General features: G+C 46.6%; 10 protein-coding genes. All 10 read right to left on the bottom strand.

Annotated features, from left to right (window positions below):
* Positions 1 to 904 precede the first annotated feature (904 nt).
* Complete coding sequence (locus HMPREF2955_RS10055) at positions 905 to 2,251, bottom strand: B12-binding domain-containing radical SAM protein (RefSeq protein ID WP_246830122.1); 1,347 nt, start codon at positions 2,249 to 2,251, stop codon at positions 905 to 907.
* Between the two features lie 379 nt (positions 2,252 to 2,630).
* Positions 2,631 to 3,056: a hypothetical protein gene (locus HMPREF2955_RS10050; protein WP_070723192.1), complete on the bottom strand. Its 426-nt coding sequence runs from the start codon at positions 3,054 to 3,056 to the stop codon at positions 2,631 to 2,633.
* A 4-nt stretch (positions 3,057 to 3,060) separates the two neighbouring features.
* Complete coding sequence (locus tag HMPREF2955_RS10045; protein WP_070723189.1) at positions 3,061 to 5,196, bottom strand: Tex family protein; 2,136 nt, start codon at positions 5,194 to 5,196, stop codon at positions 3,061 to 3,063.
* 274 nt (positions 5,197 to 5,470) lie between these two features.
* A complete protein-coding gene (gene rbr / locus HMPREF2955_RS10040; protein ID WP_070723188.1) occupies positions 5,471 to 6,013 on the bottom strand; it encodes a rubrerythrin in 543 nt (180 codons plus the stop codon).
* Between the two features lie 764 nt (positions 6,014 to 6,777).
* Positions 6,778 to 7,548 carry a tRNA (guanosine(46)-N7)-methyltransferase TrmB gene (gene trmB / locus HMPREF2955_RS10035; RefSeq protein ID WP_070723185.1) on the bottom strand — a complete coding sequence of 257 codons (771 nt, stop codon included), beginning with the start codon at positions 7,546 to 7,548 and terminating at the stop codon, positions 6,778 to 6,780.
* 169 nt (positions 7,549 to 7,717) lie between these two features.
* Positions 7,718 to 8,749: a branched-chain amino acid aminotransferase gene (locus HMPREF2955_RS10030; RefSeq protein ID WP_256374697.1), complete on the bottom strand. Its 1,032-nt coding sequence runs from the start codon at positions 8,747 to 8,749 to the stop codon at positions 7,718 to 7,720.
* Between the two features lie 90 nt (positions 8,750 to 8,839).
* Positions 8,840 to 9,049, bottom strand: a complete 210-nt coding sequence (locus HMPREF2955_RS10025; protein ID WP_070723179.1) for a hypothetical protein — start codon at positions 9,047 to 9,049, stop codon at positions 8,840 to 8,842.
* Positions 9,042 to 10,739: an ABC transporter permease gene (locus HMPREF2955_RS10020; RefSeq protein WP_070723221.1), complete on the bottom strand. Its 1,698-nt coding sequence runs from the start codon at positions 10,737 to 10,739 to the stop codon at positions 9,042 to 9,044. Before HMPREF2955_RS10020 ends, HMPREF2955_RS10025 begins: the two co-directional genes overlap by 8 nt.
* Before the next feature lie 328 nt (positions 10,740 to 11,067).
* The gene (locus tag HMPREF2955_RS10015; RefSeq protein ID WP_070723174.1) at positions 11,068 to 12,756 is read right to left on the bottom strand and encodes an ABC transporter permease; all 1,689 of its coding nucleotides are present in this window, start codon (positions 12,754 to 12,756) and stop codon (positions 11,068 to 11,070) included.
* Positions 12,757 to 12,770: 14 nt separating this feature from the next.
* The gene (locus tag HMPREF2955_RS10010) at positions 12,771 to 13,484 is read right to left on the bottom strand and encodes an ABC transporter ATP-binding protein (protein ID WP_083317695.1); all 714 of its coding nucleotides are present in this window, start codon (positions 13,482 to 13,484) and stop codon (positions 12,771 to 12,773) included.
* Between the last annotated feature and the right edge of the window lie 343 nt (positions 13,485 to 13,827).

Below are 13,827 nucleotides of genomic sequence, written 5' to 3'. Positions count from 1 at the left end.
TTGCTAGTTTATCCCAAATCGGTCGTAGAAAAAAATGCTTTCATTTTGCCAAAGGAAAAAAAGAAACACGCGCAAATCAAATCAAGAACTCATCAACTCAAAAGAGTACCAACTCAAAAGCCCACCAACACAAAATCTTAAATTGTTATTTTTCTTTTACAAAACCACTCAAGTTTTCGCTCCGTTCTAGCGAAAATATCGGTTAAAAAACAGGTAAAAAGTCGTTTTTTCTATCCTTTCACACCTTGGGATTTGTCTGTTTTTAAGCCTAGAACCTGCATTTTGCACCATAATGCCTTTCTAGTTTGCTTGCCAACTCGTATTTTTCAACTCCAAATTACCCACATTTAGCCCCTAAAAACCCACTTTTTAACGACAATTTCGCCCTTTTCAGCCATGTTTTTCATAGTTCGAAAGGTTTTTGTTTATATCATAGCAGTGTATTTTTATGCTTTTCACCTTGCATTTAGCACCATTTTGCCCTGCATTTAGCACCATTTTACCTTGCGTTTTGCAGCAAAATGCACTGCGTTTAGCACCAAATTACACTGCATTTTGCACCAAAACCCACTGCATTTAGCAGCAAAACGCACGTTATTTTGCTGAAAATGGCCCAAAAACTGGTACAAACAGCACTCTTTTAAAATAAATATTCATTTTGCCGCATTCACATACTACTCCCTTTTTGCACCAAAACGAACCTCCGCGAGAATCGATTTTTTGCGGCAAGTTGGTGATTGGTGGACAAAAAAGGCACTCAGAATGTTAAATTTCTTGCTAAAAACTAGACAAAAAAACGATTATCCCATATACATCCGTAGGGGCAGCGGCACGGAAAGCACGTACACTTACAAACGCCAAGGCGAGCGGTTGTAGGGCATGCAAGACGATTTCATATAATAGTTTACTTGGTGTGCGACAATAATTGTTCAAGCAACGGAAGTGCCTTATTCAATCCTCCTACCCTGACAAGAGCTCCCCAAACCTGTTCAAATTTCTTCCAGCCCCCTGTGTACATAAGGTGCGTAATTCGCTGCGTAAGGGTCGTATCATGACTACACGCACGAAGGATGTTGTTCCACGAATAGAATGACCTACATGCCCAGTCATAGCCTTCTTTTAATTGCTCTGCGGTAAGACCCTTTGTTTGATACACAACTGTGCGTGTATCATACTTACTCCAATCGTAGGTGAGTATTCTTCCTTCAGCTTCCATTCGCTGAAACTGTCGTGTGCCGGGGTATGGGGTTAGTATATGATATGTTGCGGTTGTGATTGCGTTATCCACTCCCCAATCAACAGTACGTCGAAAGACATCTGCATCATCGTGGTCTAATCCAAACACAAAACTACCATTAATCATGATACCAAGGCTATGCAGCCGCTGCACCGCTGCACTATAATCGCGCTGAAGGTTCTGACATTTGTTGCTTGCCTTTAAGTTTTCTGGCGAGAATGTCTCAAAGCCGATGAAAACACTCCGCATTCCTGCTTCGGCAGCTTTCTCTATAAGATCGCCTTCAAGGATAGATTGAACCGTTGCCGCGCTTTGAAAAACGCGATTCATGCCTTTCATGCCCTCAAACAGTTCGGCAGCAAACCTTTTACTGCCAAGCAAATGGTCATCTAGAAAATAAAGGTGTCTGCCTGGAAGTGCGTCGATTTCTTTCAAAGCCGCATCAACACGAGCCGTATAAAAGGATTTTCCACCCTCATAAAAAGCATCCTTATAGCAGAAATCACAATGATGTGGGCATCCCCTTGATACGACAAGAGAATTAGGAACAAAGTACTTACTGCGCTTTATGAGATCGCGACGAACGGGAGGAATATCTTCAATAGAACGCCATTGTGCAGTATATCGCTTTTGTGCACAACCGTTTCTGAAATCATTGATAAACCTAGGAAATGCCTCTTCGCCAGGACCTATTATAATGGTATCGGCATGCAAGGCTGCCTCTTCGGGAAGTGCAGTAATATGTAACCCGCCCATAGCGACATATACCCCACGACTCCTGTAACTATCCGCTATGGCGTAAGCCCTATATGCATTTGTTACATATACTTGAATACATACCAAATCGGGAGTATCGGTTAGGTCTAGTTTCTCAACATGCTGATCTAAAAGCACTACTTCATCATCATCGTGGAAATATCCTGCTAGTGTTGCTAGCCCTATTGGAGGAAATAGCGAATATTTAATAGGACGCCAATATGGGCTCTTTGCCTCATCCAAAGATGGCAAAATCATCTTCACTCTCAACGGCCTTCTCATTTCAATAGTATTAAATCATATCTTTAATCGTCTTAGTAAAAAGGTAAACCATTTTTCACCATTAGGAGTTAAGGAGTTATGGAGTAAAGGAGTTAAGCCAAATGTATAGGTGGCGTTAGGCTAATAGGATAATTCTGACCAGTCTGACTTGTCCGAAAGCTAGAAAGAACTAGAAACCTAGAAACCGCTAGACACCTTTAAAGGCGTTAGCCATCTTTTCACCCTTTCACCTTTAAATGGCACAGCCATTTTTTCACTCTTTCACCTTTTCACCCTTTCACCTTTAAAGGCGTTAGCCATTTTTTCACCTTTTCACTCTTTCACCCTTTCACCTTTAAAGGCTACCTTTTCACCCTTAATAGCTCTTCACCTTAAACTGCATCACCTTGGGCAACTTCACCCATTTGCGGTCTACCACAATTTTAATGTTGCTACCTTCCAGCTGTTTGAGCGTATAGGTGCTATCATTTTCTTTCTCCAACTTGGCCTCCAAGTCTTCGCTACCATAATCGTTAATAATAGAAAGCTTAGCCTCCTTATCCTTATTGAGCTTTACATCGGTGATAAGCCACAGGCGCGTATCGAACTTCGAACCAAGATAACCAGGCAGTTTGCCAAATAATTCTTGTCCACGCGCCACCACGTCCTTATCGTGGAAGTTGATGCGCATGTACACATTGTACTCGCTATTGTAGAGATGGCCCTTAAAACTCTTTCGTTCTTGAGCGTAACCAACAAGCGCGAACAACGCCATGAGCGCGAAAATAAAAAGCCGTTTCATAACATCACACCCCTTTCATCGTCAAAGATATTCTGTTTCGTCTAGTGTCTACCTCCACCACTTTCACCTGAACATGCTGGTGTAGCTTAACCACTTCGGCAGGATCGGCCACATATCGGTTGGCCAATTGCGACACATGCACCAGTCCGTCTTGATGAACACCCACATCAACAAATGCGCCAAACTTGGTGATATTTGTAACAATGCCAGGCAAGAGCATGCCTGGAACAAGGTCGGCAACGGTATGCACACGCTCGTCGAAGGCAAACTCTTCGAGGTCTTCACGCGGATCACGCCCCGGTTTCTCCAATTCGGCCACAATATCGTTAAGCGTAGGCATGCCTACTTCGGCCGTTACATATTTCGCTAGCGGTATCTGCCTAATCTTTTCGTTGTTTCCAATGAGCTGACCAACAGAGCAGCCCATGTCTTTGGCCATGCTTTCGACCACGGAATAGCGTTCGGGGTGCACCGCACTGTTGTCTAACGGATTCTTCGCGCCGTCTACTCGCAAGAAACCTGCACACTGCTCGAAGGCCGCAGGACCAAGTCGGGGAACCTTTTTCAGTTGCGCACGCGAGGTGAATGCCCCATTATCGCGGCGATAATCCACGATGTTTTTCGCCAAGGTAGGGCCTAATCCGCTGATGTAAGTAAGCAAATGCACGCTGGCCGTGTTGACATTAACCCCCACGAGGTTAACGCAACTCTCCACGGTTGTGTCTAGACTCTTCTTCAACTTGGCCTGATCAACGTCGTGTTGGTATTGCCCAACGCCGATACTCTTCGGGTCTATCTTCACCAATTCGGCCAAGGGGTCCATCAATCGCCTACCAATCGACACCGCCCCACGCACGGTAACATCCTCATTGGGGAACTCGTCGCGCGCTGTTTTCGATGCCGAATAAACAGATGCCCCATCTTCGCTCACCACATAGACGGGTATTCGCGGCTCGGTTGCATTGCCAGCCTGCCGCAAAATATCGGCCGTTTCGCGACTGGCAGTGCCGTTTCCCACGGCGATAGCATCTACCTTAAAGCGGTTGGCTATCTTCTGAAACTGCGCTTTGGCGGCCTGCTCGTTGCCACGCGGCGTAAACGGATACACAACATCATGATAAAGCAAGTTGCCCTGCGCATCGAGGCACACCACTTTGCAACCCGTACGAATGCCAGGGTCTACACCCATCACGCGTTTTTGGCCCAATGGGGCTGCAAGAAGCAGCTGACGGAGGTTGAGCGAGAACACACCAATAGCCTCTTCGTCGGCCTTTTCCTTGCTTGCAGCAGCAAATTCGTTTTCCACCGAAGGCTCTATCAGGCGTTTATAGGCATCAGCCACGGCCTCTTCAACCAACTGTGCGCACGCACCGCGCCCCCTAACATAGTGCCGTTGCAGGCGTTCGGTGGTTTCTTCGCCGTCAATCGAGATGCTCACACGAAGAAAGCCCTCACTCTCGCCACGCCTCATGGCCAGCAAACGATTGCCGTTGCAGCGGCGAAGAAGTTCAGAAAAGTCGAAATAATCGGTGTATTTCTGCGCCCCTTCCTCGTCTTTCTTCGCGGCAATCACCTTAGACGAGATGATGGCCTCGCGCTTAAAGGCGTTGCGCACCTGCTGTCGGGTTTGTTCGTTCTCGCTAATTGTTTCGGCAATAATGTCTTGTGCGCCCTTAATGGCAGCCTCAACGTCTTTCACATCGCCCTTAACGTAGGCTCGTGCCACGTTTTGGGGATTGGGTTCGCGTTGCAACAAGATGGTTTGCGCCAAGGGTTCGAGCCCCTGTTGGCGTGCCACCTGCGCGCGAGTACGGCGTTTGGGCTTATAAGGCAGGTATATATCTTCGAGCGTGGTGCTGTCCCAAGTGTTGTCGATACGGCTTTTCAGTTCGGGAGTAAGCTTGCCCAGCTCGTCGATGGTTTTGCAAATGGTTTCCTTGCGCTTTGCAAGTTCGGTGAGTTTGTCTTTCCATTGGCTGATATTAGCAATCTGCACCTCGTCTAATCCGCCTGTTTTCTCTTTACGATAACGGCTGATAAACGGGATGGTACAGCCCTCGTCGAGCAGTGCGAGGGTGTTTGCCACTTTGGTTTGGTTTAGTTCAAGGCTCGTTGCGATGATGTTTGCGTATTCGTTCATGTATGCAAAGGTACAAAAAAACGCTGTCCGCGTAAAGTTGGACAGCGTTTTTAGTAAAATTTAGTGCAGGGAAAGAGACTTCTCTAAGGAGTTAACAAGGTGACAAGTTAACAAGTTGACGAGTTGACGGGTTGGCAAGTTAACGAGTTAACGAGCTGACGAGTCGACGAGTACTAGGCGCAGCCATCTTTTCATCTTTTCACCTTTTCACTCTTTCACCTTTAAAAGGCGCAGCTATCTTTTCACCCTTTCACCTTTAAAAGCCTTTTCACTTTTAGAAGTTTTCAGCCTTCAATTCGAAGAAAGATTGGGCATGCAAGCAAACGGGACACACCTGCGGAGCTTTCTTTCCAACTACCACATGTCCGCAGTTGCGGCATACCCAGATGCAATCGCCGTCGCGCGAGAACACCAACGCGTCCTCAATGTTCTTCAACAGCTTGCGATAACGTGCCTCGTGGGTCTTTTCAATCTCGCCAACCTTTCTAAACTTAATGGCAATTTCCTTGAAACCTTCTTCCTCGGCCTCCTTCGCCATACGGTCGTACATGTCGGTCCACTCGTAGTTTTCGCCTTCGGCGGCAATCTTCAAGTTCTCGCTGGTGTTGCCAATCTCGCCGCCATGCAGGTACTTATACCACAACTCGGCATGTTCTTTCTCGTTGTGAGCCGTCTCTTCGAAGATGGCCGCAATCTGTTCGAACCCATCTTTCTTTGCTTTCGATGCGAAGAAGGTGTACTTGGTGCGTGCCATACACTCGCCTGCAAATGCCTCTTGCAGGTTTTTCTCTGTTTTTGTTCCTTTTAAATCTTTCATAATGTTCTTGTTTTTGTCTATGTTCTTTGTATAAATTCGTATGTTCTTTGTATAATTTCGTCGGCCTTGTGTCGTTTTTTGTTCGCGTTTCCCGTCTTGTTATCATGCAAAGGTAGTGAAAATAATGCATTCTCAACTACATATTCTGCGATATTTTATGCGGTTTTAAGGCTTGACTTGCCAATTCAACAGCACTTCGTAATACGGAGGAATGCGCACACGAGAAGTGAACAAAAGGGTGTTCAGGTAAGCCAATGGAATGAGATAGACCAGAATAGCATAACCATTAGCCCACATCACATGTTCTCTTCATCGTCTACCATACACTAGAACCGTGCTGTTCTCCTGGCATAAAGAAAAACAATTTCACACTTTTTATCGGACAGAAATGGCCAATCGCTACACTTCTTAGAGGATAAAAATGACTGGAAAGTACATTTTTTAGAGGATATACCTAAGGAATTAGGGGGTGTTTGTTGTTTCAAACAACTCGTAAGAAAAGGCAAAAAAGAATACGGAGAAAGGCACTAAAACAGCTATATGTTGGTGCAATGTCTTTAAAAGGAGATTGAAAACAAACTTGTAAACGCGTGGTTTATGCCAAAATGCGATACAACGGCAAAGCACATCATCCCCTCTCCCCTTGGAGAGGGGCTGGGGGTGAGGCCTTTCTTTGCACTTGTTCTACCCCAAAAGAGAGCTAAAGTCGGGCTACTTTCCCACACCCGCTCCATCTTAGAGCAGGCCTAAGGGGAGGGCCTTATTTATTTCCGAGCATCAAGCGAACTTCGTTTGTTGCGATGATAGCTGCGATATTCGTCGAGAGGAATTTCCACATCGGGTTCAATCAGCGTGCCTTCGTGGGGCAATTCAAACTTCATATACCTGATGTTGAGCCCTCGTTCTATCCACATACTCTCGTAATAAGTTTGGATAGACAGGATTTTAGCCGTTTGTTCGTCGATGCCAGAGGTGTTATAAAGGTCTTCGGTGCGAAACAACAGGTTGAGTTTGTTGACCGAAACCACGTGCGTGGTATAGGTAAAAAGGAAGTTCGAGTCGGTTTTGAGGTGCACAACACCCTTGTTTTCCAAGAAACGGCGATAGCGTTCGAGGAAGAAAGTGCTCGTAAGTCGCTTGTGTACATTCTTCATCTGTGGGTCGCTAAACGTCAACCACAGCTCCTGCACCTCATCAGGAGCAAAGAAACGGTCGATAATCTCGATGTTGGTACGCAAGAAAGCCACGTTTTTCAGCCCCTGTTCCAACGCCATTTTTGCACCTTTCCACATCCGAGCACCCTTTATGTCCACCCCAATAAAGTTGATTTCGGGGTATAGTTTGGCCAATTCTATGGTATATTCGCCCTTTCCGCAACCCAATTCAAGCACAATGGGGTTGTCGTTATGGAAGTAATCGCGCCGCCATTGCCCACGCATGGCGAAGGGCGTGCTCTCTATTACTGAATAGGGATATTGGAAAACGTTGCTAAACGTTTCCATTTCGGCGAATTTTTCTAGTTTTCCTTTGCTCATACTGATTGGGTGAAATGGGTTTAACGCAGTTGCGGCATAGCTTGAAAGCGTATCGCTGCGCAACGAACACACTTCCAAGCATGCTCAAAATATGCCGTGTTACTGAACTAGCCAGCTTTATTTTATCTCTTTTGTACCTTCGTTTGTTTCTTTCCTGCAATGTCTGCCACTACTCTATCACAACCGTTGTCCACCCATGCTTATCCTCTTCGATACCATATTGTATGTTGCGCAGTAGGTTGTAAAGTCGCGTAGACACTGGCCCTGGCTTACCATCGGCACTAAATGTATAGCGTTGGCCCGTCTCCATGTCGTCGAGATAAGAGATAGGACTGATTACGGCAGCCGTTCCGCACGCCCCAGCCTCTTCGAAGGTAGACAATTCTTCTTCGGGAATGGGTCTACGTTCCACTTCCATTCCCAAATCGCGTGCCAACTGCATCAAACTATCGTTGGTGATGCTTGGCAAGATGGATGTTGATTTAGGGGTAACGTACTTATTGCCTTTAATGGCGAAAAAGTTGGCTGCTCCACATTCGTCAACATACTTCTTCTCTTTCGCATCGAGGTAAAACTCGCTGGCATAACCTTTCTCGTGAGCCAAGGCGTTGGCACGAAGTGAGGCCGCATAGTTGCCCCCAACCTTGTACATGCCCGTTCCGAGAGGTGCCGAACGGTCGAAACTGCGTATGATGACATAGGGATTGGTTGAGAAACCACCCTTAAAGTAAGGGCCAACGGGTGTTACGAAGATCAGGAAGAGGTATTCTTCGGCTGGCTTAACGCCCACTTGGGCACTGGTGCCGATGAGTAAGGGGCGGATGTATAGTGCGGCCTTGCTCTCGTAAGTGGGGATATAGTCTTGGTTAAGGCGTATCACCTTGGTTACCATCTCTTCGAAAAGGGCTACCGGAACCATGGGCATCATGATGCCTTTACACGTTTCTTGCAAACGAACAGCATTCTCGCCCATTCTGAACACGCGCACTTTGCCGTCGGGACAGCGATAAGCCTTCAATCCTTCGAAGGCTTCTTGCCCGTAGTGTAGGCATGTTGCTGCCATGTGTAGCTTTAAATACTCGTCAGAACAGGTCTCTATCTCGCCCCATTTCCCATCGCGGTAATAACACCGCACGTTGTAGTCGGTTGGAATATAGCCAAAATTCAAACCTGCCCAATCTAAATTCTTCATGTTTCTAATTTCCTTTTCGCCACCCTGCCTATTGCCGTTCCACGATTAAAGGCATTGGGAGAGGGCCTCGATTTTTCGTTTCGTGAAGTACAAAGGTAATCAATTAACAGCACCCACACAACCGTTGGCCGTTGTTTTTTGTAACGAGCCGACATACATCAAGGCAAAATTCCAGCCCACGAAGACATGCAGAAAGCAGGCAAACACAACATCCTTGCCCGCTGCATGGCGATAGGCAGCCCCCCCTAAAAGGCTTGTCCAAACAGTTTGCAAGTGCCCTACAAAGATGTTTCCAACAACATCACTCATTACCTTGTATCACCGTTTTGTGCCATATCCCCCTAATTTCCAGATCCATTTTACTGTCTTTTGCGGGTGTTAGTTCTATACGTTTGCAACGAACATCGGTCAAACCATCCACACTTGCCGAACTATTTATCACCATGAGGTTTACCAACCCCTTATTGCCTGCTTTCAAATTGACATTCATAGGCCTGTTGTATTCATCGTCGCCAATGGATTTCAGCACCATCTTATTGACGTAGGCATCACCAAAATCGATCGAAGACTTACCCTTTACCGTCAAGTTGTCTACCCTTACCTTTGAAGTTAGTATCAATTCTTCGCCACCTTCCACCGTCACATTTTTCATATCTCCTGCACCCAACAATGTTCTTTGACGGCCCCATTGCTTAACCAGCAATGGTCCAGGCAAAGTATTCACTATTATTCGCACCTTCTTGTCGTTGGTGTAATTCTGGTCTATGGCTGTACGCACCTTTCCATCGGCCCCTTTAATAAGGTATGGCATCTGGCCTATATCGCCAGCCTCCCTAGAATTAGCATCACCGTCAGGACCATTTAAACATTCTAGACGAGAGAAATCATCATCTTCTAACGAGTCGGAAAGCGCGTAATATAAGGTGTCGCCCTTTTGTTTCACTGTTATTAACTGCTCAGGATAAATAACAGAACACTGCGAAGCATTGCTAACGACATTGACCTCCACCGCCAGGCGAAGGGAACTGCCAATGTTTTTATCTGCTCTGTTTGTAGCATCATACATGATTATCGACACAGGTGCAATGCGTTTTTCGGTTGTTCGGTCCAAATAAACAAAAATTCTATCCTCAACAATGTCCGTCGCCTTATCGTTTTGCGAAAAAGGAAGCAGTGCCCCGGCACACAGCAGCAAAAAAGTTAAGACAAAATAACCCACCACCCAGAGCTTCGTACGTGTGAGAGCAGCACTATCTACCACCTCCATATCCTTGAAACACTGGTAAGACAGCCACCAAACAAATAAGACTGAAAGCCAAGCGTACCAAGTTAAAAGCGGCTCGCCGTATGGACTTGTAAGTATAGAATGCTTGAAGATAAAGAAAAAGGGCAGAAAGCCCACAATCCAATAAAGTAAGAAGAGGGAAAGCGTGGTTTTGAGCAAGGCGCGCTTAACAAAGAAAACGCTACCCAAGGAATAAATGGCCGTACACGCAAAATAACTCAACCAAATAGCAGCTGCGAAATTATAAGTCGACTCCGAGTCGCCCCACAGCGGTATGAATTTGAGTTCTATTTGGGGGTATAGCATCCCGAAAAGGAGCACACGAAGGCCATCTGCCAAATACAAACATACCAAGAAACACACCAAAAAGAGGGGAAGGCAGATTATCCAACGTGCAAGCCAGTTCTCAAAAGGCGTTACAGGGAACGTCAGCGCGCTTATCTGTTCAGCTTTTCGTTGCGCACCACTCAGCATTTCGGATGCTGACATAGCTCCCAATATGAAAAGGGCGATGACAAAAACAACAAGAAGAATATCCACTGCCTTGTCGGTGCTAGACGAGCTTTTGCTATATGTAGCAAAAGCTATCCACAACTCTATCATGGCTATGCTCCCAAAGAGTATGGCCAGGCGCATTCTGTTGGCTTGCCAGCGTTCTACCAGCAGTTTAGTAAAGTAGGCCCAAAAGCGGTTAAAGCTGAAATTATCGTTCATGCTGCTCATTGTTGTTCTGTATCTTTTTTTGAGAGAATGCCGTGTTCGGCAATAATACTTGAAGTGGCATTGCCCACGGAAAAGAGGTTACGAACGCGCTCACCCCACATGCGCTTGCACGTTGTTCCACCTCGAAACAAGGCTACTATGCTGCCACGAGTGGTTAATTACCCTACGTTGCACGGCAAAAGCATATCCACCTTGCATGCAAAATGGGCGCGTTCATCACTGGCGCAGAGGCTTTCCGCGCATGGTCGTCATGCCATTCTACCACCATTCGTTGCGGTTGGACTGCAGTTTGGCGGGTTATCCATGCATGGTCGTCACGCTATTCCAACACCATCTTGCGTTTCACGTCCTTCACTTCCAACGTAATACTGCCAACCGTATCGGGCAACAACTCAATGCGCTTGCACGACATCTTGCTCAATCCGCTCATTTTGCCCACTCCCTTTATCAACACATGGTTTATAACCGCAGGATAATCGGTATTGAACTCGGTTTGCATTTCACCTACACCATCCTCTCTTTCGACAAGCGTAACAACCAGGCTGTTTACATGTGCAGTCCCTATTCTGAAAACTCGCGGCCCCATCACCGACAAAGCATCGATATGCGACAAAGAGTCTAGTTCCAAACTAAAACCGCCTTCAACACTAACGGCTTTGGTTTTACCTGCGCCAATCAAGGTGCTTTGCCTACTTGTTTGCCTAACCGCAAGGTTCCCCGGCAGCGTGTTTATCACAATTCGCACCTTATTTCCGTCACGATAATGTTGGTCAACGGCCGTACGCACCTTTCCGTCGGCCCCCTTAATTTGGTAGTTAATCTTCCCCTCGTAGCAAGCAGAACTAGCATCGGCCATGCCGTCGGGTCCATTTACAAAGTTCATATCCGCCATATCGCGCTTATATAGTTCGGGATTGTACGTATAATATAAGGTGTCGCCCTGCTGCCTCACTTGTATAACCTGCTCCGGATAAATTACCGAACATTTGGACGCATCGCTAACATAGTTCACTTCCACGGCGAGAGTAAGGTTATATTCGTCGGCCAAGTCCGTACAAGACGAGTCTTCAAACTGAACTACCGATATGGGAGCAATTCGTTTCTCGACGGTTCGCTCCAAGAAGATGGCCGTTTCGTCTACTGAGTGCTGTCCCACGGCATCTAATGCCGACTTATCAAACATTGAACAAATGCTTATGAACAATACCGACACCATACAATAGCCCACCACCCAAGCCTTAGACCCGTTGAACGAGAAATCGTCTACCACCTCCATCTCTTTAAAACAACTATAAGAAAGCCACCAAAGAAACAGAACAGAAACCCAGCCATAGGCTACTAGCACGCTTTCAAAAATATTATTATAGTTGCCGCTAGAAACCATCACGAGACCAAGCACCACGAAGGCCGTAATCCAAAAGAGGATGAAAAGGGTTAGCGTGGTTTTTAGTATAGAGCGCTTTACAAAGAGAATGCTGCCCAAGGCGTAAACGGCAGTACACCAAAAGTACATGAGCCAAGCATTGAGAAACACCTCCCCGTCATAGTCTTCTCTCCTCCAAATGGAGATAAACTCAATGGGCGTTTTGGGATATATGGCCGAGAAAAACGCCACGCGAAAGGCATCGGCCACATACATGCACACCAAGAAACACACCAAATAAAGCGGTATGGAGATTGTCCAGCGTGCAAGCCAGTTTTCAAAAGGCGTTACAGGAAAGGTCAACGCCCCAATACGTTCGGCTTTCCTACGCGCGCCACTGAGCATTTCGGAGGCGAAAAAGCAACCGGAAACCAGCAGGATAATCGAGAAAATGGGTAAAAGAATTCCCGCCGCCCTATCGTAAGACGTTTCATCCCTATCATACGACACCGAGGCCATCCACAATTCTATTATCAACAGGCAGCCAAAGAGGATGCCCAAGCGCAAAAGATTGGTGCGCCAACGTTCTACCAGCAGCTTAGTGAGATAGGCCCAAAAGCGCGACGCGTTAAAGTTGTCGTTCATACTACTACTCCTCCTTATTCGGCCGTTTGTTGGTTCATGCGCTCGTTAAAATAGCGTTCAAGGTCTATCTTTCCATCGGGGAAGATGCTCTTCATGTCGGCATTGGCCAATATCTTGCTGTTGTCGAACATCACAATGTGGTCTAGCACCTGTTCAATGTCCTTCACTTGGTGTGTAGAAACCACGAAAATGCTCTCAGGCGTGCGCCCCTCGGTAAGGAATTTTCTAAACTGGGCCTTACCAGGAATGTCCAATCCATTGGTGGGTTCGTCCATTAGCAGCACGCGCGTGTGTGTAGCCATGGCAAAACTCATGAACACTTTCTTGCCTTGTCCCAACGAAAGGTTGCCTAAGTGCGTGTCTTCGGTCATGCCAAACACATCTAGATAGCGCTGCAAATCGTCGTGAGAGAAACGGGGATAGAACACGCTGTTAACGCGAATGTACTCTGAGAGCGACACGCGCGGCAGTTCGTACTCGTCGGGAACGATGAAGATGTCGGAAGTGGTTGATGGTTTTCGCCACCTCACGTTGATGTCGTTGAACGTAACTTGTCCCTCGTCGGGCCTCAGCAAGCCCGACATGAGGTATAGCAAGGTGGTTTTACCTGCCCCATTGGGGCCTAACAAGCCGTAAATATGGCCTGGTGAAAAACGCGTGGAGAAGTTGCTGAAGATGACATTCCCCGATTTCCGATATGCAAATGAGAGGTTTTCTATTTCCAACATGGTGTATGTTTATCGCATGAAAAGCTTATTTTAAACAGTATCGATGCACTTGCCCCATCAGTTCGACCTCCTATCGTGCCGCGACATGTGCCGGGCATAAAGCGTACTTCCTACGGAGTTGCGCACAGATGATGGCAAATTTCGTAAAAAAAGCGTAATCTTCCAAACGTTTAACAACATTTCTTATCACATGTGGAGAAACAGAACAGTCCACTTCGGCATACCGCCAACTTGTAAACCCCTCTACTCGTCAACTTGCCAACTCGCCACCTTTTGTCCGTTTTTCAGCAAAGATTTTAACATTATGGCTGCCTTTTTATCCACCAAACTCCAACCAGGCCGC

Source organism: Prevotella sp. HMSC073D09 (genome assembly GCF_001814145.1).
GTDB lineage: Bacteria > Bacteroidota > Bacteroidia > Bacteroidales > Bacteroidaceae > Prevotella > Prevotella conceptionensis.
The sequence above is the reverse complement of the archived record's forward strand: the minus strand, read 5'-3'. Positions and strand labels throughout refer to the sequence as shown.

Bases quoted from the DNA above. Each gene is read 5' to 3' on its own strand.
- HMPREF2955_RS10055 (WP_246830122.1), bottom strand. From the start codon at position 2,251: ATGATTTTGCCATCTTTGGATGAGGCAAAGAGCCCATATTGGCGTCCT.
- HMPREF2955_RS10050 (WP_070723192.1), bottom strand. From the start codon at position 3,056: ATGAAACGGCTTTTTATTTTCGCGCTCATGGCGTTGTTCGCGCTTGTT.
- HMPREF2955_RS10045 (WP_070723189.1), bottom strand. From the start codon at position 5,196: ATGAACGAATACGCAAACATCATCGCAACGAGCCTTGAACTAAACCAA.
- rbr (WP_070723188.1), bottom strand. From the start codon at position 6,013: ATGAAAGATTTAAAAGGAACAAAAACAGAGAAAAACCTGCAAGAGGCA.
- trmB (WP_070723185.1), bottom strand. From the start codon at position 7,548: ATGAGCAAAGGAAAACTAGAAAAATTCGCCGAAATGGAAACGTTTAGC.
- HMPREF2955_RS10025 (WP_070723179.1), bottom strand. From the start codon at position 9,049: ATGAGTGATGTTGTTGGAAACATCTTTGTAGGGCACTTGCAAACTGTT.
- HMPREF2955_RS10020 (WP_070723221.1), bottom strand. From the start codon at position 10,739: ATGAACGATAATTTCAGCTTTAACCGCTTTTGGGCCTACTTTACTAAA.
- HMPREF2955_RS10015 (WP_070723174.1), bottom strand. From the start codon at position 12,756: ATGAACGACAACTTTAACGCGTCGCGCTTTTGGGCCTATCTCACTAAG.
- HMPREF2955_RS10010 (WP_083317695.1), bottom strand. From the start codon at position 13,484: ATGTTGGAAATAGAAAACCTCTCATTTGCATATCGGAAATCGGGGAAT.